This is a genomic window from Paenibacillus sp. 1_12 (genome assembly GCF_900114475.1).
GTDB lineage: Bacteria > Bacillota > Bacilli > Paenibacillales > NBRC-103111 > Paenibacillus_S.
Genome location: NZ_FOTE01000002.1, coordinates 537,433 through 558,419, shown reverse-complemented (window position 1 = coordinate 558,419; position 20,987 = coordinate 537,433). Strand labels below are relative to the sequence as shown.

General features: G+C 44.8%; 17 protein-coding genes. 11 read left to right on the top strand and 6 right to left on the bottom strand.

What is annotated here, in order from left to right; genetic code table 11:
- The first annotated feature begins 19 nt into the window (after positions 1–19).
- The 8 genes from BM210_RS06500 (at position 20) to BM210_RS06465 (ending at position 11,392) form a co-directional block, all read left to right on the top strand.
- The gene (locus BM210_RS06500) at positions 20–898 is read left to right on the top strand and encodes a carbohydrate ABC transporter permease (protein ID WP_091165803.1); all 879 of its coding nucleotides are present in this window, start codon (positions 20–22) and stop codon (positions 896–898) included.
- Positions 899–1,034: 136 nt separating this feature from the next.
- Positions 1,035–2,537 (top strand): extracellular solute-binding protein, encoded by a 1,503-nt coding sequence (locus BM210_RS06495; RefSeq protein WP_091165801.1) that lies wholly within the window; start codon positions 1,035–1,037, stop codon positions 2,535–2,537.
- Positions 2,538–2,676: 139 nt separating this feature from the next.
- Positions 2,677–4,968, top strand: coding sequence for a helix-turn-helix domain-containing protein (locus tag BM210_RS06490; RefSeq protein ID WP_091165798.1), 2,292 nt, complete (start codon positions 2,677–2,679; stop codon positions 4,966–4,968).
- A 5-nt stretch (positions 4,969–4,973) separates the two neighbouring features.
- Positions 4,974–6,017, top strand: coding sequence for a dienelactone hydrolase family protein (locus BM210_RS06485; protein ID WP_177237662.1), 1,044 nt, complete (start codon positions 4,974–4,976; stop codon positions 6,015–6,017).
- A gap of 74 nt (positions 6,018–6,091) precedes the next feature.
- A complete protein-coding gene (locus BM210_RS06480) occupies positions 6,092–7,183 on the top strand; it encodes a Gfo/Idh/MocA family protein (RefSeq protein ID WP_091165793.1) in 1,092 nt (363 codons plus the stop codon).
- A 1-nt stretch (position 7,184) separates the two neighbouring features.
- Positions 7,185–8,027 carry a sugar phosphate isomerase/epimerase family protein gene (locus tag BM210_RS06475; protein ID WP_091165791.1) on the top strand — a complete coding sequence of 281 codons (843 nt, stop codon included), beginning with the start codon at positions 7,185–7,187 and terminating at the stop codon, positions 8,025–8,027.
- Positions 8,028–8,134: 107 nt separating this feature from the next.
- The gene (locus BM210_RS06470) at positions 8,135–9,295 is read left to right on the top strand and encodes a replication initiator protein A (RefSeq protein ID WP_091165789.1); all 1,161 of its coding nucleotides are present in this window, start codon (positions 8,135–8,137) and stop codon (positions 9,293–9,295) included.
- 729 nt (positions 9,296–10,024) lie between these two features.
- Positions 10,025–11,392: a hypothetical protein gene (locus BM210_RS06465; protein WP_091165787.1), complete on the top strand. Its 1,368-nt coding sequence runs from the start codon at positions 10,025–10,027 to the stop codon at positions 11,390–11,392.
- 997 nt (positions 11,393–12,389) lie between these two features.
- Here the strand turns inward: BM210_RS06465 and BM210_RS06455 are convergent.
- From BM210_RS06455 to BM210_RS06435, 5 genes are all read right to left on the bottom strand, one after another.
- Positions 12,390–13,151, bottom strand: a complete 762-nt coding sequence (locus BM210_RS06455; protein ID WP_091165784.1) for a DeoR/GlpR family DNA-binding transcription regulator — start codon at positions 13,149–13,151, stop codon at positions 12,390–12,392.
- A gap of 30 nt (positions 13,152–13,181) precedes the next feature.
- Entirely contained in the window at positions 13,182–14,657 is a 1,476-nt protein-coding gene (locus BM210_RS06450) for a rhamnulokinase (protein ID WP_091165781.1), read from the bottom strand.
- A gap of 22 nt (positions 14,658–14,679) precedes the next feature.
- The gene (rhaA, locus tag BM210_RS06445) at positions 14,680–15,942 is read right to left on the bottom strand and encodes an L-rhamnose isomerase (RefSeq protein WP_091165780.1); all 1,263 of its coding nucleotides are present in this window, start codon (positions 15,940–15,942) and stop codon (positions 14,680–14,682) included.
- A gap of 18 nt (positions 15,943–15,960) precedes the next feature.
- Positions 15,961–16,338 (bottom strand): sensory rhodopsin transducer, encoded by a 378-nt coding sequence (locus tag BM210_RS06440; RefSeq protein WP_091165778.1) that lies wholly within the window; start codon positions 16,336–16,338, stop codon positions 15,961–15,963.
- A 117-nt stretch (positions 16,339–16,455) separates the two neighbouring features.
- Positions 16,456–18,525, bottom strand: coding sequence for a bifunctional aldolase/short-chain dehydrogenase (locus BM210_RS06435; protein WP_091165776.1), 2,070 nt, complete (start codon positions 18,523–18,525; stop codon positions 16,456–16,458).
- A 213-nt stretch (positions 18,526–18,738) separates the two neighbouring features.
- Here BM210_RS06435 and BM210_RS06430 point away from each other — a divergent pair, with 213 nt between their 5' ends.
- Positions 18,739–18,978 (top strand): hypothetical protein, encoded by a 240-nt coding sequence (locus BM210_RS06430; RefSeq protein ID WP_091165773.1) that lies wholly within the window; start codon positions 18,739–18,741, stop codon positions 18,976–18,978.
- A 160-nt stretch (positions 18,979–19,138) separates the two neighbouring features.
- Here BM210_RS06430 and BM210_RS06425 read toward each other — a convergent pair whose 3' ends face one another.
- Positions 19,139–19,384 (bottom strand): hypothetical protein, encoded by a 246-nt coding sequence (locus BM210_RS06425; protein ID WP_091165772.1) that lies wholly within the window; start codon positions 19,382–19,384, stop codon positions 19,139–19,141.
- 269 nt (positions 19,385–19,653) lie between these two features.
- Between BM210_RS06425 and BM210_RS06420 the strand changes: the two genes are divergently transcribed.
- Positions 19,654–20,163 (top strand): GyrI-like domain-containing protein, encoded by a 510-nt coding sequence (locus BM210_RS06420; protein ID WP_091165769.1) that lies wholly within the window; start codon positions 19,654–19,656, stop codon positions 20,161–20,163.
- A gap of 60 nt (positions 20,164–20,223) precedes the next feature.
- Positions 20,224–20,742, top strand: a complete 519-nt coding sequence (locus BM210_RS06415) for a GyrI-like domain-containing protein (RefSeq protein ID WP_091165768.1) — start codon at positions 20,224–20,226, stop codon at positions 20,740–20,742.
- Positions 20,743–20,987: the final 245 nt, after the last annotated feature.

The following is a 20,987-nucleotide window of genomic DNA, read 5'->3' as shown; positions in this document are numbered from 1 at the left end:
TGGAAAGGAGGCTGCTTTCATGATTCATCCTTCATTGGGATCACGCGTATTTGATATTGTTAATTCCGTGCTTCTAATTGTTTTCGCTTTGTTTGCCATCGTGCCCTTCCTGTTTGTACTATCAGGTTCACTAACTGCTTCAGAGGAGCTGATGCAGCGCGGGATCGTGCTGTTTCCAACTAAATTTTCACTCGATGGCTACCGGTATATTTTTTCGACGAACACGATCATGTGGAGCCTTGGCGTCACAATCTTTATTACGGTTGCAGGCACATTGATCAATTTGTTGTTCACCACATTGACGGCTTATCCATTGGCGAGAAATGAATTTATGGGTCGTGGTCCGATAATGCTGCTCGTACTGTTCACGATGCTGTTCAGCGGAGGCATGATTCCAACCTTCCTGGTCGTCAAATCGTTTGGCTTGCTGAACAGCTACTGGTCATTGTTGATCCCTGGCGCAATCAGCGCTTTTAATCTTATTATATTGAGAAACTTCTTTCAGCAGCTGCCGGATGGACTGGAAGAAGCCGCCAAGATTGATGGCTGCAACGATTTTCAAATTTTGGTGCGTATCGTACTACCGCTTTCATTGCCCGCTATGGCTACCTTCTCGTTATTTTATGCGGTTGGCCATTGGAATACATTTTTCAGTGCGATTTTGTACATTAATGACAGTTCAAAATGGCCAATTCAAGTATGGCTCCGGCAAATTGTTATTTTGTCGCAGGGCGGGATTGGGGATTCAAAGGAAATGGGCAGTGATTACGTAGCGCCGCCTGGCGAGGTCATCAAGATGGCTGTTATCGTCGTTTCGACGGTACCGATTTTGATTGTATATCCTTTTCTGCAAAAGCATTTTGCGAAAGGCGTTATGCTCGGCTCCGTCAAGGGCTAGTCGCTTTTTGAAGCAGCCAGTGTATAATTTGCTTGGGTGCCTTAATTGTGAACGTAATCCTCTGCATACATAGTTCCTTAATCATTAGAATGCAAATCTACTATAAGCGTTACCATATTAGGAGGCGAACTTATTCATGCAAACGAAACGTTTAGTCAAGCAAGGCCTGTTGGCTGCAGGAGCTTTATCATTAGCCATTACTTCTGCTTGTGCAAATGGCACAGAGACAAAACCAGGAGCGGCTGCAGCAACCGGTCCCGTGGAAATTACGATGATGAACCAATATTTAACGGCTGAGCCGCCAAAAATGGACAGCGAGCCGATGAAGCTGCTTCAGGAATATACCAACACCAAGCTTAACGTAACCTGGGTACCAAGCGCCAGCTACAGTGAGAAAGTAACGGCCTCGATTGCTGTTGCAGGAGATTTGCCGAAGCTGCTTCTCGTGAAGGACGACCGAAATCCGGCGATTATTGAAGCTGCCAAGGCAGGTTTGTTCTGGGAGCTGGGGCCCTATCTGAAGGATTATCCCAATCTGAAGACGATGGATGAAGCACGTTTATCCAATATTTCTATTGAAGGCAAGGTATACGGAATTTACCGCTGGCGGGCCATTGCTCGAAACGGAATTATTATCCGTAAGGACTGGTTGGACAATCTGGGGCTGCAGGAGCCCAAAACCATCGATGAACTGCTCAATGTGTTTAAAGCGTTCACGTATAATGATCCTGATAAAAACGGCAAGAATGATACGTTCGGTATCTCTTTTGACTCCAACAGCTCATTAATTCTTCATTTGCTTGCTGCTATGGGAACACCTAATTTGTGGGCTTATAATGACGGCAAGATGACGCCAGATTTTATGACCAAGCCTTATATGGATGGTCTGAAATTGATTCAGCAAATGTTCAAAGATAAAGTGATGAATAGTGATTTTCCAGTTGTAAAGGATCGTACCGTACTGATGAATCAAGGTAAAGCAGGAGTCTACATCGGAGCTTATGATGATTTGAATGCACGGTTTACCGATTTGTTCAAAGCGAATCCTAATGCCAAGCTGGATACCATTGCTAATGTAAGCGGACCAAACGGCGTCAAGGTTCAGGCGGGAACCGGCTACAACAGCGTATTTATGATTCCGAAGACAAGTGTAAAAACAGAAGCAGAGCTGAAACAAGTTCTTACATTCATTGATAAATTGGGCGATGAAAAAGTTCAGACCCTGATGAATTGGGGAATCGAAGGCAAGCACTACAAGTTAGAAAATGGAAAAGCTATTCGTATCGACGAGAAGGTCTATACGGATGAAGTGTATAATACGCTGTTTCAATTGATGGTATTTGACGGAAGCAAGGCTCTACAGGGCAATGTCGATCCGGCAGTAACCAAGTTTAACAAGCTTATTGCCGACAATGAGAAATTCGCTGTACCGAATCCAGCTCTTCCACTTCTTTCCAAAACTTATATGGAAAAAGGCAAACAGTTGGATCAGGTAATATCCGACGCAAGAACTAAATTCATTATTGGCGAGATCGATGAAAAGGGCTTTGAGCAAGCCGTAGCCAACTGGCAAAAAATTGGCGGCGATCAAGTTATGGCTGAATACAAGACAGAATATGACAAGATTAGCAAAAAATAAATGATTTTTAGGGAGGAACCATCAGGTTCCTCTTCTTTTCTTCAAAAGTAGCGCTAATGATTATAGGATTTCATCCAGGTTAATGCGATAATGGAAGCAGATTGAACGTTTGAATTGACATAAGGAAAGTGAGATCGTCATGAAGCTGAAGTTATCGCGCTATCACGTAAAACTATTTATGCTATGCTTGCTGCTTGGTGCCATTCCCGTTATGGTATTAGGTATTTTTTCGTATATGAAATCCTCCAGCATTATTGAAAGAAAAGTGCTGCAGGGCAATGATCAGCTATTGCATCAAACCCAAATCCAGCTTGAAAACACGTTGAAAATTATTGACTTCTCCATCTTTCAGCTGGTCAATACTCAGCCAGTCAGTGATATTTTTCAAATGCGCATTCAGGCCAGAGATTTCCCCCTTGTCGATAAGGTGATGGAAACCTTGCAGCGTATTCAGATCTATGAGTTGGGTATCCGTGATATTCAATTAGTCAGTATCGATCAGAATTGGAGCATTAGTAATAAGGGCTATGCCAAGCTGGATGAATTCACGGACGCTGGCAGGCTTGCTTTGTTGACAGGAATTGATCGACCTTTTAAATGGTTGACTGAACCTACAGTAAGTAAGGATGGAGCAACAGCGCAAACGAATATTTACTTGGTCAAACGATTTCCCAGCTATTCTGTGAAGCCTACCGCATTTTTGGTGACCCAAATGTCTAACCAAGAGCTATTCAAGGTACTTCCCAAAAGCAGTGAGCTTGGCTCTTTGATGGTTGTTGATGAGCAAGGAAATATATTGGCGACCGATCTGTTGCCTGATGTGGATAAAGGCCTGCGTGATTCGCTGCTGCTGCAGAATATGCTTCAGGCTCCGGAACAAAGCGGATACCGTATCGGACAAATCGGTAATGAGGAGTACGGCTTTACCTTCCGTAAATCGTCATACAACGGTTGGACTTATTTATCAATCGTTTCGCTTGACAGTATTACACGTGAGTCTCAAGCGATCGGATGGGCAACGATATGGGCTTGTTTAGTCATTCTTATTCTGATTATTGTACTTTCACTGCAAGGAGCCAATAAGATGTATTCTCCGCTACGCAGCTTGTATCAGAAGACGGCAGTTGCTGGAGAACCCGCGGATACTCAGGAGCCGCAGGATGAATTCAAAGTAATCGAACGTCGAATGGAGACCATGTCTCAGAATAATATACATATGACCAGTCATGTTCAAATGCTGAGACATCAATTACAGCCATTTATGATTTTCAAGCTAGTTCAAGGTCAGCTTCAGGCCAAAGAGATTGAGGAGCAGCTGCAGCTTTTTGGCTACACTCAGCAATTTCGCTGGCTGGCGGTGGTAGCCATACAAATTGATACCCTGGAGACAACTCGCTACAGCGAGACCGACCGTGATCTGCTTTTATTTGCGGTCAGCAACATTGTGGAAGAAACGGTAGCAGCCGAGCATCGTTTAAATCCCGTTGTCATCGATCAATCACAAGTGACCGTTATTAGAGGCAATCACGCTTCACCGGATGACTTCAAGGATTTTATGTATGCAACGATCAATCAGGTCCAGGAAAATGTTTTGAAATTTCTTGATCTTCCTATCAGTGCCGGTATCAGTAGGCCTTTTAAAGCCTACGATCAGACGTCCAAGGCCTATGCAGAAGGTTTGGATGCGTTGAAATACCGGATTACGAAGGATACCGAAACGATTCTGTTTATTGAAAATGAGGAACCGGAGACACAAATGGTATTTTTCCCAGAGCATCTAGAGAAGCAGTTAGTCGAAGCGGTCAAGTTCGCCGATGATAAACGCGCCCATGTATTATTGAAGGAATTTCTGCAGATATTGTCAAATCGTGAGCTTACTCATAATCAGATGCAGAACTGGCTTATGAAGCTGCTGATGGATCTGATGTATATTCCGGAGCAGCAGGATGCAGCTATCTCCACTCTGGATACGAATGCAATCCCGTTGTACCTGCAGTTGAAACGTCTTAATACCGTTCAGGAAATCGAGCAGTGGCTGATGCAGCAAATTATTGAACCGATTATTTTAACGATGGACCAGAGTAAAGAAGCACCTTACCATAAAATATCCAATGAAGTTGTAAGAATCATTCAGAGTGAATACGATCGTGAGCTGACGCTGGAGGAATGCGCTTCACGGCTTAATTACCATTCCAGCTACATCCGGCGTGCACTCAAGAAAAGCATGAATATCAATTTTAGTGATTACTTGCTTACGTATCGGATGGATGTTGCCAAGAAATGGTTGACCGAAACCGAGATGAAAATTGCCGATATGGCGCGGAAGCTGCAGTATAACAATCCTCAAAATTTTATCCGTTATTTTAAGAAAACGACCGGCATGACACCTGGACAATACAGGGAAGTGTCGCTTAGTGAAAATGGAGGCTGATGTTGATGTGGAATCCCGATGAATTTCTTGAACAGCTTTATGCTAGTCAGACGTATAGACACACATTTAAAGCCCATACACAGGCGGAATGGAGTGAATGGAGAGCGGCTTTAAAAGAAAGATTGATTCAGGCGCTCGTGCTGCCGCAGCGAGGCACGGTTCCGCTGAATCCTGTAAGCTTGGAGCGGGTAGACTGTGGCGAATATATTCGTGAGCATATCGAACTTACAACGGATCGTTATTTGACAATGCCCTGTTATGTACTTATCCCGAAACACGTAACACCTCAAGCTGGAGAGGGTACAGTTCCCGCAATTGTTGCTTGTCCGGGTCACGGCTATGGGTACAAGCAGCTTATTGGGCTGATGCCCGACGGAAGCGACAGGGAAGACGAGGTCGGTATTTATAAAGATTACCCCATTGAACTGGTCAAACGCGGGTTTATCGTGATCGTGCCTGAGTTACTGGGCTTAGGGGACCGAAGATTATTGCAGGATCAGGATAAGGAACCGAATGCTAATTCCTGTTTCAGATTGTCCACGAATCTGCTTATGGCTGGCAAAACGTTAGCCGGTTATCGAGTACATGAAATGATGTGCTGTATCGATTATTTATTATCTTTGAATGAGGTCGCTCCACAAAGAATCGGTTGTATGGGCTTCTCCGGTGGCGGTCTAGTTATGGCATTGACAGCGGCAATTGATGAACGAATTCAAGCAGCCGTCATTAGCGGATACACCAATACCTACGGCGATAGTATATTGGCCAAGCCTCATTGCTCCGATAATTACATACCGGATATGTTGAATATTGCAGAAATGCCGGATATTTGGGGACTAATCGCTCCGCGGCCTTTGCTTATTGAATCCGGTGAATTCGATCTCGGATTTCCGATTGCAGGAACTATTAAAGCGCTTAACCATTTAAAATCGATCTATCACGTTCTAGATGCAGAAGAACAGCTTGAAGAGGACATTCATCCGGGAAAACACGAGATTTCGGGTGCCAAAGCTTACGATTGGCTTCATAGGCATTTGTCTGCCCAATAACCATTCAATAGGAATTTCAAATTCAATATATTCTCGGTTCGCTTCATCGAACAGACTACCAAGGAGGGCTTGCCATGCAAAAAGAACAACAAATCCGTCTGGGGATTATCGGAATGGGCAGAGTTACCGTAGAGAGGCATATTCCATCGATCCTTTCCGTGAATGATCCAGATGTACAGATCTATGCCGCAGCAGATGCCATGCCGGGACTGGCAGATAAAGCTGCCGGCAAATTTGATATCCCACATAGCTTTGAGGATTATAAAGATCTGCTTTCGCTGAAAGAGATCAATGCCGTTTCCATCTGTACACCTACGTTTACTCACGCAGCTATTGCCATTGATGCAATAAAGGCTGGAAAACATGTATATCTCGAAAAACCGGCAACCTTGAATGAACAGGAAATGCGCGAGGTGCTGGAAGCTGCCAGACAAAGCGGAAAAGTATTTATCGTCGGCTCCAACGGCATGCTGCAAAATCAGATGTTCATGTTTAAACGAATGATTGATAATAAAGAGCTGGGAGAGGTATTCAACGTAAGCATTACGCGTGCGTCTTCCAGGAGCAATGACCATCAAAAACGTAAAACAATCGGTGGGGATGGTATCAGTATGGAAAGCGCTTCCCACAATGTGGAATGGGCGCTATACTTCTTGAATGATCCGAAACCGATATCCGTAACAGGTCTTGGCTATTATAAATATGATAATCTATCGATTCCTCTCGAGCTGAGAGAAGCTGGCGAAGTGGATGATTGCTCCCTGGCGTTAATTCAATTTGATAATGGAAGCAGCTTTATATATAAGGCAATGAGATCGGCAGTGGCTCCAGCCGAATATGAGGTTAGTATTCAAGGGGATACAGGCTTAATCCGGTATGATGTCAACAAGTGCTATAAAGAGCGATCCGATGATTGCATTCGTATCTATACGCAGCATAAGGATGGGCAGCTGATGGAGTCCAAACCGATGATCTCATGCGGAAGAACCCATGCTGCGATGTACGAGCATTTTTTTGATTGTATTCGCGAAGGGAAAGAATCCAATATTAGTAACGGTGAGAGAAGCTTAAGGGTCATGAAGATACTGGACGCGCTTCAATTGTCGATGAAAAACAACGGGCTGCAGATCAGGCTGGATTCATCCCCTGAACTTGGAGGGAATTAGGATGATTGGGCTAAGCTGCCACTCCAGAAATTACGGTGCCGGCACACCAGATGAAATTTTTGCATTCATTAAAAAACTGGGATATGCCTATATTGATGTGGATTCGGTTGGAACGATCAAACAGTCTGATGTACTTAGTAATCCGAAGAGACAAGCACTGCTTGTCAGAGAGCTTTCTGTGAAATACGATCTCAAGCTGGCTGAATATTTCCTGGGTACGGTAACTGTTGATGGGGTCAGCGTGGATAACAGTCAACCGGATACCCTAATCAGAGGGAAAATGTTGGATAATTTCGCCAGGATATGTACTTATGCTCAGCTGGCCGGTTTTCGAAGCATCATGGGTTCAGCCGGAACGTTAAATCAGGAATTGGGCTTTGAACGTTCATTCGAAAATGCGGCTGACACACTTAGACAAATGGTAGTTATTGCAGCCGAGCATGGCATTTCCTTTCATGTTGAGCCAAGCAGAGCCTCGCTGCTGAATGTGCCCACCCAAGCTATGGAAATGGCTCAAATCGTAGAAGGCCTGAAATATACACTGGACTTTCTGCACTTTCAGATAAACGGATACGACCAGGAGGAAACGATGAGCCTGTTGAAGTATACGGGGCACATGCATGCAAGACAAGCGGCAGTCGGTTGGCCGAAATGTCCTTTCGAGCATGGAGAAATTGATTTTGATATCATTATTAAAAGGCTAAGAGGGCTTCGTTGGCAGGGCATCATAGCTATGGAATTTTGGAATGGCCCTGAGGAAGATGCAGCCGGCATGAATGCGGTTGAACAGACGATACTGATGCGCTACCATTTGAAGGGTCTTATCAAGAAATATGAATGTTAGTTGCAGGCTCCGCTGACGTAATTTGTTGGCTGGAGCCTTTCTTGTTGTTAATTTAATGAACTCGTACTACAATAAGATGAGCAATTTAAAAGGCTGGTGAATTTGAATTGAGTAAAGCGATTATTAACGTGCTTGAGAAATATGCGCCAAAGCTGATTGACCTAAAGAAGCAGCTCAAGTCAGTATCATCTGACGAAAAAATGATTATGGGCCAGCTTGATGAAGAGATTAACGGATATAGCTCGTCACTTATCAATAAGAAAATATATGAACTCAAGAGGATCTCGGGGAAAATAGTTGAAACCCGAAATGACATTTCTCAAAAAATCCTAATGAATCTTGAAAACCATAGTACGCCGACTGAAGAACTTTTTGAACAACAGGAATATTTGGAAATGCAGATATTGATTCTAGAAAAAGCCATTCAGAGAAAACAGGAGCAGAATCGCCAGTTTAGCCATAGCGTAGAACGGAATTTTATTGATCATCCTTTTATTTCCTCGACGACTCCGAATGAGTCCACACTTAAGCTGAGACGGAACCAAAAGGGAATTCTCGAATTGAACAAAACCGGCTTCAGAAACTTGTTCTATCAAAATAGCAATGGCACCCTGCTGCTGCCTTATGATGCGCGTAATTTATTTGGTGTTTTTAAGATGTGGGAGCAGAAGGGGAAAGCCAAGGAGTTTGAATTCGCATTTAAAGAGCTGCTGCATAATGTGAATGCGGATATTAACGGCGGTGAATATGATACGCTGCATACGAGTCTGGACAATCTCGGAAAAACTTCTATTGTGATGGAAGAATTTTATGATGCTGAAGCCAAGAAGCGCAGAAGAACCAAGATTCATAACCCTTTTCAAGATGTGGATATCGATCGGGACACGAATACCGTCTTTATAAGGCTCAGTGATGACTTGTACAAAAATCTTCTGGCAGGCAACGTGGTATCAATCAGTATTTCGCTGTTTAATGATCTGGCTACACCAACTTCAAAAAACTTGTATCTGATTGTCGTTAACAAAACGAAGGATCGGGAGTTTGTCCTTGAGGTGGAAGCTTTGATTAATCATTTGGGTCTAAACACGAATGATAATTACAAGGCCTATGTGATGCTGAAAAACTCGTTTGATGAGCTGCAAAATTTTGATGTAATCCGCAATTATGAAATCGTCAAAAAAGGACGGGTACCCGTCAAAGTCATATTCGAGCCCAGCGAATGGCTGCAAAAAGCGACCGATACGATCGAGGAACGTTTGCTTATTTAACTCGAAGAGCCTCTTCATCAGAAGGGGCTTTTTTTATTGCTAATCCAAACACCTCTCCACTACGAAAGGTAACACCTCTGTACTACGAAAAAATGAAAAAAAGTACATTTTTCTTCATCTTTTTCCCACCTCTCTACTACGAAGAAAACACCTCTGTACTACGAAACACCTCTGTACTACGAGTTAAACACCTCTGTACTACGAAATAAAACCACTCTGTACTACGAACCACCTCTGTACTACGAAATGAAACCACTCTGCACTACGAAAGCAACGACCGCTCTCATACGAACCACCTCTCTACTACGAAAACAAACACCTCTCCACTACGAAGTGAAACACCTCTGTACTATGATTGACCGATCTTAAACTTAAATGGTATGGTCGAAAATACCGGAATATTGTATAACGATCTTGTCGGTTTGGGATCGCAAAAAAACCTCCGCTGCTAACGGAGGTTTCGCTGGGAAGTAAAGTCGCCAAACTTTACTTTCCAAGCTCCAGATTGTACTGGATACTCTTATTGTCGATAAATCCATACCGGTTGCAGCTGTTACCAGCAGTCAGCAACCTCACTCAGCCTCAATCCGCAAAAAAACGGCGTGATTGCAGGTCTGCTTAAATTTTGTCTTTTAAGGGATTGTCCGTATATTGTAATGAATTGCTTATACCCTGTAAAGTTTTTTTTCAAAATTGCCTACAAATCTAAGGAAGGAGGTTTTACCGAGAATGGGAGACGCCAAGAGAAAGTCAGTCGTAAACCGCAGCACGAGTTATTTGCAGCTTGACAATAAGAACTTGGGCAGTACTTATCCCGTCTCGGTAGATCATACCTTTCTCTCAGATTTATTTGATCTGGAAAAATCGTATGCGAGCGATTCAGTGGTCATGTTCCGCAAGAACAGCCATCCCCTTCGCAAATTTCATGTGACAGGCACGACCATTCGTTTCATGATGACGATCTCGCGACGTTTTAACACGGAGGGGACGCTGGCAGGATGTCCACTGCATCGTCTCTATCAACTGATGGCTGAAGAGTACGAGGAGAGCTGTACGAAGGAGCAGTTTTATGCTGAAGCTCACAAGCTCATTGCACTTGGTATTCTTTCCGTTTCTCGCAGCGGGATCATAGACGAGTGGAAGTTGGAGTCCTATAAACGCGATACGCGTCGTTTTGTATTATTTCACCCTCTGGTATTTACTGCAGCATTTACTGATTTGCCAATCGCCGCTCAAAAGCTGTATTTGTATATCGTGAACAAAAATGGTGAAAAGCTGAAGCATAGAGATAAAGAGCTGCTCGGACGCCATTCGTGGCTGTACACACTGACTCATAAATCACGCCCCGCGCAAATTCGCGAATTATTGCAATCACTATCCGCCTTGGAGATCAATGGGCAGCGGCTATTTCTAGAATGTTCAGTTGAAAAAGATGCGCTGGGCCGTTGGGCTGTTCATTGGGTTCTCAATCCGACCTTCGTCGTTCAGCATGTGCCAGGTGCACATTATCGAATGGTTCCGAAAGCCAAAGTTCCCTACTCCCAAACCGTATCACGCCTACGTCAGCTGTTTAGCTTCAATCGAATTTCTGAGGTAGAGCAGCTTGGCAATGGTAATGTGTTCCTGAATTTGGTTCAATTGTTGCATCACGCTAGCATGAAGGTACTTCGTTTTGCAGCCGCAAGGATTCGCGAACTGATTATACGTTACGGTCTCCATGAGATTGATCTGGTCAGTATGCTTACCGTAGAGCTCGAGGATCGTTCCTTCGTTGCCTATATGGAGGTTGTGAAGGAAACCGGAGCTTACGGCTACTTAGATGCTTTTGAGGAGGAGGGCGTGTATGCGGAAGCAAGGCCGCTCCAGTTCTTCCGTGCGATTAAGGACAAGTTCTCCATTCGTGAATTTGCGAAGGTCTGCAGCAGAGCGGTCTCTGAGCTTCAAGAACGGTATGGCAAACAGCCGAATACGGCTATTTCTTTGAAGAGCATGAACGGACACCTATTCACGGAAAGCTCTCATCACGAAGAGGCTTTTTACCTGGAGGATTTCTTACTTGAGCTTGAATCCAATATGAATGGAAAAGTTACCGAGTAGCTCCCTGTAATTTCAGGGGGCTGTTTGTCTAGCCAGATAATGATATACCCTCGTTCAGAAAAGCAGTGTCCAAGCAGCAGCAAGGTGAATTTTTGGATAATTAGTCATAAAAGGGCAGCAGGCATCGCTGATTCAGCGGCTGGTTGCCCTCGTCTTTTAATATGAAGTTATAAATTCAGACTAAAAACATACACCTCTGTTGGTATATCCGAAATAGTACGCTATCGATTGTTATTTATTTAGACAGTTTTTGTGGATCATTCGAAAGGCAGGGGATAAGAAGATAAATATAAGGTTGAGTTTGTTAATTAACAGGGATGAAGTGTAAATCTCTCAATCTATAACCGATTTTTCATAAAGTCTGAATTTATACACAAAAGTGGACAGCTTGTCTGAAAAGTTATTCACAGGCTGCACAAGCACCTTTGTGTGAACTGGGTTTGCTATTGTTGATATCTTTTCTAATAGGTACTTGATTTAATAGATACTAATTATTAATAGATAAATGATTTGGAGGATTATTCTCATTTCTATTAGGGTTTTGTTTGACTCATTTAGCATTAATGGTAAAAGATCAGCAAACCAGCCCATGGCTTCGTCAAGGTGACGAGATTGTGGAATGGATTGTCGCGAAGCAGCCCAAAGAACAGTTCTTGTACTGGAACTCGATGTTCATCAGAGAGGATGCTTACAGTTCCAACGATTTGTGGATAATCGCGTATCCCCCTATATTTTCCATAGTGAGGAAATACAGATTTTTAATAAAAGCGTTTTAAAAAGATGAACAAAAGAAAATACAACCGAGGCAGAAAGCGGACCCTGCTCCCGAAAGAAAAGAAGCCTAAGGTTCTCACATCGACTGTGAGCCTTAGGCTTCTTAAATGAGCATTTGAGCTTGTATGCTTGGTGGTGCAGCATAGGGCTCGTCAAACCATCGAACCATTTGCCTTACAGGACTGGCTGTTTTACCTTCACTAAATCGAGGATCATCTTAATCCTATACAGTAATAACGGTAATCCCAAGCTCCTGGAGCCGCTCCAATGTTTCTTTGGCTATGCGACTATCGGTAATAATAACATCAACCTCGGACAAATCGGCAACATGCGTGAACGCCTGCACGCCGAATTTACTGGAATCAGCCAATAAAATCACCTCATCCGCCATCCCGATCATCTTTTGCTTGATGCGGGCTTGCAGTTCATTGGACTCGCTGATACCGCGGTCTAGATGAACACCTTTGCAGGATAGGAATACTTTATTGACATGGTAGGCATCCAGCGAACGTTCAGCCAATGGCCCTACAAAGGATAAGGAACGCTGTGCCAATATGCCGCCTGTTGATATGACTTCGATCTTTTCCTTACTGCTCAGCTCCGTTGCGACCTTGATTGCATTGGTAAGAACGGTGAGAGGCAGATCAGGCAGGTCGGCAGCCATATACCAGGCCGTTGAACTGGCATCAAGAAGAATCCGATCCTTCGGGTCGATCTGTTTGATCGCTTCCTGGGCAATCCGTTTCTTCTCTTCGGCATAGGTGATTTCCCGTTCTGCATAGGGGATCTCCGGCTGCTGGCTATCCTTGACACTAACTGCTCCGCCATGCGAGCGGCGCAGACGTCCAGCTTGCTCCAAGCGGTCCAAATCCCGGCGAATCGTCTCCTCCGTAACCTGACATAGCTCGCTCAGCTCGGAAACCCTGATGCCGCCTCTTTCGTTAACCAAACTTACAATCTTCTCATAACGCTCCGCAACCAGCATGCTTACCCTCTTTTCACGTACAATGTTATTCTATTCAGTTATTCGAATCAGCTTCAGAAATTGCACGTAGGCATCGGCCCACAGCTCTTGTTCTTCAGGTTGATAAGTGACAATAGGGAAAGAATCACGGATCACCTGGCGTGCTTCCCAAATATCTTGGAATACGCCTTGGGCAATCCATTGAACGGCCAAGTTCCCAATAGCGCTGCCTTCGGATGGACCTGCCCATACAGGCTTGCCAATCGCATTTGCCGACCATTGGCAGAGCAGCGTATTTTGAATGCCTCCACCGACCATATGCAAGCCGTTGAACCTTTGTCCTGACAGACGTTCTGTCATCTCGAACACATAACGATATTTTAAAGAAAGACTTTCTAGAATGCAACGTACGATCTCACCGACCGTTTCAGGCGCTTGCTGTCCGGTCTGACGGCAATATTGAGTTATCCTTGAAGGCATATCTCCAGGCGCCAGGAACAAGGCGTCATCGGGATCTATGAACACTTTGAAGCCATCAGCAGCTCCTGCCAACTGTACCAATTCGGGGAACGAATACGATTTTCCTGCTTTTTCCCATTCGCGGCGGCATTCCTGCAAAATCCACAAGCCCATAATATTTTTGAGCAGGCGATAGGTGCCTTCTACTCCGCCTTCATTGGTAAAATTGAGCTTCTGTGCCATTTCGTTGATGACCGGCTTTTGGATCTCAGTTCCCATCAATGACCAGGTGCCGCAGCTCAAGTAAGCAAACGATCGATCTGTTGCAGGAACAGCCGCGACGGCCGAACCCGTATCGTGCTCGGCTACTGCATAAACAGGAATCGAGGACATGCCCAGCTCTTCGCATACGGACGCTTGCAGCATACCAGCTTTACTTCCCGGCTGCAGCACATCACCGAACCATGACTTAGGGAAATCCAGCTGTCTAAGCAGTTCTGTATCCCAGTCACCATGGACCGGATTAAACAGTTGAGTCGTTGTAGCATTCGAAAATTCGTTGTGCATTTCACCGGTTAGAAAATACCTCAGCAAATCCGGAATCATCAAAAACCGGTTATCCTCTTTAAGCCAAGAAGAGTTTGCCTGCTTGAGCGCAAACAATTGAAATATCGTATTAAACTGCAAAAATTGAATACCCGTTGTCCCAAAAATAACCGAGGCAGGGATCTGTGCAAACAATTTCTCCATGATATCATCTGTATGTCGATCTCTATAATGATAAGGATTACCGACCAGCTCTCCGTTGCTGCCGATAAATCCGAAGTCAACGGCCCAGGAATCAATGCCAATACTTTGCACTTCGATTCCCTGGTTTTTGGCGATCAGCAATCCTTGCTTGATTTCGTGGTATAGCCGTAAAATATCCCAATGCAGGCGGTCTCCAACCTGCACAGGGTCATTGGAAAACCGATGAAGCTCCGTGATTTCGATCTTGCCATCCGTCAAGCGGCCAAGCAGCGCTCTGCCGCTGCTTGCCCCTAGATCAAAAGCGATTATGTTTCCCAAAGGTATCACCCTTATTCGTTAATTAGTTTCCGCGTTTGAGCAGTACATCCTGCTCATAGGATTTCACTTCTGCAAGCCATTCTTCACGTACCGGAACGCCCTTGGATGCACAATAGTAATCCCAGATAGCGCCGAAAGGATAGGACTTGAACTCTTCTGTCAACGCCAGACGAGTGGTATAGTCGCCTTCAAGCTCCGCTTTCTTCAAAGCTTCCACGGGATCAAGCATCGCACGAAGCAGGGCTTTGATCGTGTTGCGCGTGCCGATGACCCAAGCGGCTACACGGTTAATGCTCGCATCGAAGAAATCGAGGCCAATATGTGTTTTTTCGAGCAGATTGCCACGCACTAATTCTCTGCCGATTTCGATTAACTCATCATCCAGCGTTACGACGTGATCGCTATCCCATCTCATGGGACGGCTCACGTGCAGCAGAATGCCATCGGTGAATAAGGCAAGGGATGACAGCTTGTTGGAGATGACCTCCGTTGGATGGAAGTGGCCTGCATCCAGACAGATCAGTTTATTGTTCTGAATGCCATAACCCATATAGAACTCATGGGAACCGACTACATAAGCTTCCGATCCGAGACCGAACAGCTTGCTTTCAACCGCATCCAGGTTATAGGCCGGATTGAGCTCTTCAGCAAATACTTCATCCAATGCCGATTTCAGACGTTGTCTTGGCGCCATGCGGTCTGCAGGAACATCCTTGTAGCCATCTGGAACCCATACATTCGTTACGCACGTTTGACCCAATTGCTCGCCGAAATAGGCACCGATTTTTCTTGAGGTTTTGCAGTGATCGATCCAGAACTGACGTATTTCCGGGTCGGAGTGACTTAGTGTAAATCCGTCCTTGGACTTCTCATGGGAAAAACAAGTCGGATTGAAGTCCAGACCTAAGCCTTGCTCTTTGCACCAATCGACCCATTTTTGAAAATGCTTTGGCTCAAGCTCATGAAGCTCAACCCGCTCATCCGTATCTGCATAAATCGCGTGAAGATTCACCTTATGCTTGCCTGGAATCAAAGAGAACGCTTTCTCGAGATCCGCTCGAAGCTCGGCAGGGCTTTGCGCCGCCCCAGGATAATTGCCCGTAACAGAAATCCCGCCAGTCAAATCCTGATCACGATTCAGGAATCCTTTTACATCGTCGCCTTGCCAGCAATGCATGGAAATTTTGACTTTTTCGAGCTGCTCTAACACCTGATCGACATTGATGCCGTGAGCTGCATACAGCTCTTTCGCTAATTCATAATTGGCTTGAACATTTTTGTCCATTTGTTATACTCCTCTACCCTATGATTTGATGGGAAAAGCGATGACCGACATGAGAGCGTTTTCGGCCTGGGTTGAATCCAGACGGCTGTATTGTACGATGATGGGAATATTACTTTGAACTTCAATTGCATAGGGAACACCCAGTGGAATAGGCGTGCCTTCTTTGGTGGCCAAAGTGCTCGTACGGATATGCTTGGTCCGGCGTCCCGCAACAACCTCTTGAATATCCTCAAGCGGAGCACGATCCTCAAAGAAAATTGTAATATTAATGAGTGCTTCCTCTGAAGAGGTGTTCAATACACATATTGATTCGTGGCTGGTTAACGTACCTGAGCTGAGCTCCGGAATGTAACCGTCTGGAATAATCCATAGCTTTTCCCCTGTAGCAGATGGCATGTCATGGCCTCCTTTTTATTGTAAACCCTCTATGAATCTATCCGATGTATACATGACGGTAAATATGAATGTAAAATGCCGCCTGTATACGCCGGATAGTACTTGCACAATAAATGATTAACGAGTGAATGCAGCTGGAACGCCGCCGTCAATCGTCAGCATGCAGCCGGTTGTTTTGTCGGATTTAGAAGATGCGAAGAATGCGATTCCTTCGGCAATGTCACGCGGATAAATATTAACGAGCAATGTCGTACGCTTACGGTAATGCTCTTCCAATTGATCCGGCTCAATGCCATAGGCAGCGGCACGCTCAGTGCGCCAGCTTCCGTTCCAGATCGCCGAGCCTTGCAGGATCGCATCCGGCAGGATCGTATTGACGCGAATACCGAATTCTCCGCCTTCAGCCGCGATACAACGTGCCAGATGAGCTTCAAGTGCTTTTACAGAGCTATAGGCAGATGCGCTTTTTCCGGCATAGACGGAATTTTTGGAGGCGATGAATACCATGTTGCCACCGATGGCTTGCTCTTTCATCAGGATGAAGGCTTCACGCGCTACAAGGAAATATCCGGTTCCAAGCACATTCATGTTGAGATTCCATTCCTTCAAAGATGTTTGATCGAAAGGGCTGGAAGTGGCAAGACCTGCATTATTAACAATAATATCTACGCCGCCATAAGTAATGGAAGTCTGTGCATATGCAGCTTGAATCATTTCTTCGCTGGTTACATCCATTTTAACAGCAAGTGCGCGGTTTTCACCGTATTTAGCATTGATTTCTGCGGCTACCTTTTCAGCACCCTCAAGGTTAAGATCGGCCAACACGACATGTGCACCTTCAGATACAAGACGACGTGCCGTTTCGCTGCCGATTCCGCCTGCTCCGCCTGTGATAAAAGCAATTTTACGGGAAAATTCAGCTTCAGCCGGAGCGAGTGACAATTTGTAAAGCTCAAGCGGCCAGTATTCAACATTGTAGGATTCGTTCGCGCTAAGCGATACGAATTGACCCAGTGCGGTAGCGCCTCTCATTACGGCAATCGCCCGGTGGTACAAAGCGCCGCTAACCTGTGACATCGCCCAGCTTTTGCCGGTGTTGATCATACCTACACCTGGGATCAGAATAACACGCGGCGCAGCTTCGAACATCACATCGCCATCATTTTTGTTGTGGTCAAAATAGGCTTTGTACATTTCTTTATAGGCAGCGACACCTTCTTTAAGCTTCGCCTTTAAACCATCGATATCGTCCGCATTGGGCGTCCAGTCAATGAACAGAGGGACAACCTTCGTATGAACAAGGTGATCCGGGCAAGCTGCTCCAACCTGGGAAAGCGCTGCGGAGTTGTAACCACCTACGAATTGCAGCACATCATCAGCATCGTCGAAGGATAGAATCATCTTCTTGGCATCGCTGACCGCACCGCGGATCGTCGGCATCACTTGTGCAGCCACGGCTCTGCGTACATCTGCAGCCAATGCGGAATGCTTCACGCCGCCAAAAACCTGCTCTTCCTTAATACGTGCTTCGATAAAGTTTTCCGCTTCAGTAATGATCTTGATCGTTTGGGCGTAAGCTGCTTCAGACGTTTCGCCCCAAGTGACTAGGCCGTGTTTTTCCATGAGTACAAGCTCAGCCTTAGGATTGTTCAGAACACCTTCTGCGATCATTTTGGAGAGTGTGAAGCCGGGACGGATATAAGGGACCCATACGAAACGGTCACCGAAAATCTCACTTGCCAGTTCCTTGCCGTTGTCGGCGCAGCAGAGGCTGATGATGGAATCGGGATGGGTATGGTCAACGTGTTTAAATGGAAGAAAAGCGTGAAGCAAGGTTTCGATCGATGCGCGAGGGTGCTTGGCGTCAATCATACAGTTCGCGAGGTAAGCGACCATTTCTTCATCGGGCATTTCTGATTTTTCAAACAAAGGACGAATATCTTCCATGCGCAAGCCTGTAAAATTAGCTGCTTTCATGGAAGCCAGGTCAGAGCCACTTCCTTTGACATACATAACTTCTACGTCACGACCACGGAAGTCCTTAACGATGGTCTTGCTGGATGTGTTACCTCCACCATAATTACATACACGACGATCTGTACCAATCAGATTGGAACGATAAACCAGTTGATCAAGACCGCTGACTTGCTCTGATGCTTTAGAAGCTTCCCACAAACTTTGTACCATGCTGATACCTCCGAATGAATGTTTATTTGATTTTGGTTACATCTTATCATATTTGTTTGTTTTTGAATATATGAAAATCAAACACAAACAATAATATTTTAAAGAGATAAGAGTAAGATAACAGCAATTTTATGTTCTTTAAGGAAAATGTGAAACCTATTCGGGTGCAAGTACATATCCTGTTGCATAGGCATACAAACAGGGTGTGATGGTGTGAAGATCAGAATCCAGACCGATATGAAGGTAAATGTAAAATCCATATTAAATGATTGTATTATTCATGTTTCTGATGATGAACTCAAACGAGAAATTAAAGGAATCGTATCCTTCTGGGCAGAACAGCGACTGTTAGAGGATGGATGGCCAAGACCAAACAGCGCCAAGGCGATCAGAGACTATTTAATGGAAAATGGAATTATAGGTGACATCACGGAAGATCAGGAAGACTTCTGAGTGTGTGTTGTTAAAATACGAACACAATGAATCAAGGATAGTTCAGCTGCTGATAATGTTAGCTGATGAGCTACCCTTGATTTGATTTTTTGACCATCAGAAAGTAAACAGCCCATAACCTGATCGGTGATGGGCTGTTTGTGACGAAAATTAGGAATGATTAAAGTTGTATACGGTTATTATCAGAACTTTGGCTGCAGTCGACATAGAAGGGAAAAGCTATGTTTTTTTCGTAACTAACATCGGACTGTTCAATATCACTTTCACTTTCAATTTCTATATCACTCTCTCGTTTGATTGACAGCTTCATGGGGCGACTCCTATTGAGCACATCTATACAAAGAACCAACATGGTACCGATTGTAGTACAAACCACGATAGCGTAGACTGTCAACTGTTGAATCATTTTGTTCCTCCTATGAATCTTTTTTCAAAGTTTACCAAATAACCAATAAAAATGTACTCGAAAGCTACTGTCATCATCTAGCTTTTATTGTCGAGGAGCATAAACATGAATAAATTTAGGTAATAAGGATGAAATTAGGAGGAATGTATAGCTGAACAGCGAATAAGAACGAAATTACAAACATGCAGCCGCAAAAATGTAACATGTAGACGGGCACGGTTTTATAGCATTGGAAAAAAAAGAAAATGATAAGGAGAGATTAGAAGATTATGATCCTTGAAACCAAATTTATTGAGAAACCTGCCTTCACCGTAATTGGCATCACTGAAACGATTCTTTTAGACTCGTCCTTGCCACCCTCTGAGAACACTATTGCCCAGTTATGGGGTCGATTCGGCAAGCGGATACCTGAAATTGCTGATCAGCTTGGCTGGCGCAGTTACGGGCTTATGCTGCAAGAACCGAACAACGGACCCGACGCGCCTTTCAAGTATACGGCTGCTGTGCAGATCCGTCAGGATGGTGATATCCCTGAAGGGATGACGCGCTTCGAAGTTCCGTCCGCGCGCTATCTTGTGATAACACATCGTGGTACGCTTGACGGTATCACGGATGTGTTCAAACATTTTTGGGGACAATGGCTGCCGAATAGCGTATATGAATACGACGGAGGTACACGTACCGGCAAATATGAATTCGAGTTTTACGATCAAAGATACACGCGACAGGATGACCCGAACTCCGAAATAGATGTGTATTTTCCTATTCGCGACAAATAATCTTGCTAGAGGACGCGGTACGAAACCATTCATTGAAGCAAACAGGAGAGAGGGAGCATTATGCAGGAGACGATAACGGTTGAATTGGTAGAAGTAGCGCCGTTCAAAGCATTGGCGGTGCGGACGGGGATGTCGCCGGATCATAGCGGGACACGGATCGCGTGGAGTAAGCTGATAGAGCAGGTTCCGTTGGATGATGCAAGACTGACACCCACTACGTCAGCATATGTATTTATTCCACAGGAGCAATGGGGCAAGGAAGTCGATACACTCTGGGTGGGACTGGCAGTTAGCGAGTTTGGTGAAGTACCTGATGGCATTGAGACGCTGGAAGTGTGCGGAGGGCTATGTGCATGTGCCCACGTGCATGGAGATGAGGCGCAGATGTGGCGCGTTTATGAAAGCTTGTTCGCTTGGCTTGAAGAATCACCTGATTATAAGCTTGATAAGCGTGAGGGCATATTGGGAATGGAGACAGTTCCGCTTGAACCGTTGAACAGTTTAACAATTCCGTATGCGACCGTCGAGACATTCGATTTCAAGATGCTGTACCCGGTGATAAAGAAAAGCTCTCTATAACGATTATTTCAGCAAACAGGTGCAATTATTGTCTAAGATGAAGATGCTTTCATAGGAGTCACTTTCAATTATGAATCATAACTAACAGGATGTATGGAATGACAAGAAAAGTATATGTTAATACAAGATCAGGTGGCTGTGGCCGCCTGGTCTTTTTTGGTTAAACCATAGTAGGTTCGATTGTCATATGGATAGCTAGATAGGCATACATTTGGTTAAAGCCAGAATACATGTCCAATTGTATG

Bases quoted from the DNA above. Each gene is read 5' to 3' on its own strand.
- BM210_RS06500 (WP_091165803.1), top strand. From the start codon at position 20: ATGATTCATCCTTCATTGGGATCACGCGTATTTGATATTGTTAATTCC.
- BM210_RS06495 (WP_091165801.1), top strand. From the start codon at position 1,035: ATGCAAACGAAACGTTTAGTCAAGCAAGGCCTGTTGGCTGCAGGAGCT.
- BM210_RS06490 (WP_091165798.1), top strand. From the start codon at position 2,677: ATGAAGCTGAAGTTATCGCGCTATCACGTAAAACTATTTATGCTATGC.
- BM210_RS06485 (WP_177237662.1), top strand. From the start codon at position 4,974: ATGTGGAATCCCGATGAATTTCTTGAACAGCTTTATGCTAGTCAGACG.
- BM210_RS06480 (WP_091165793.1), top strand. From the start codon at position 6,092: ATGCAAAAAGAACAACAAATCCGTCTGGGGATTATCGGAATGGGCAGA.
- BM210_RS06475 (WP_091165791.1), top strand. From the start codon at position 7,185: ATGATTGGGCTAAGCTGCCACTCCAGAAATTACGGTGCCGGCACACCA.
- BM210_RS06465 (WP_091165787.1), top strand. From the start codon at position 10,025: ATGGGAGACGCCAAGAGAAAGTCAGTCGTAAACCGCAGCACGAGTTAT.
- BM210_RS06455 (WP_091165784.1), bottom strand. From the start codon at position 13,151: ATGCTGGTTGCGGAGCGTTATGAGAAGATTGTAAGTTTGGTTAACGAA.
- rhaA (WP_091165780.1), bottom strand. From the start codon at position 15,942: ATGGACAAAAATGTTCAAGCCAATTATGAATTAGCGAAAGAGCTGTAT.
- BM210_RS06440 (WP_091165778.1), bottom strand. From the start codon at position 16,338: ATGCCATCTGCTACAGGGGAAAAGCTATGGATTATTCCAGACGGTTAC.
- BM210_RS06435 (WP_091165776.1), bottom strand. From the start codon at position 18,525: ATGGTACAAAGTTTGTGGGAAGCTTCTAAAGCATCAGAGCAAGTCAGC.
- BM210_RS06425 (WP_091165772.1), bottom strand. From the start codon at position 19,384: ATGATTCAACAGTTGACAGTCTACGCTATCGTGGTTTGTACTACAATC.
- BM210_RS06420 (WP_091165769.1), top strand. From the start codon at position 19,654: ATGATCCTTGAAACCAAATTTATTGAGAAACCTGCCTTCACCGTAATT.
- BM210_RS06415 (WP_091165768.1), top strand. From the start codon at position 20,224: ATGCAGGAGACGATAACGGTTGAATTGGTAGAAGTAGCGCCGTTCAAA.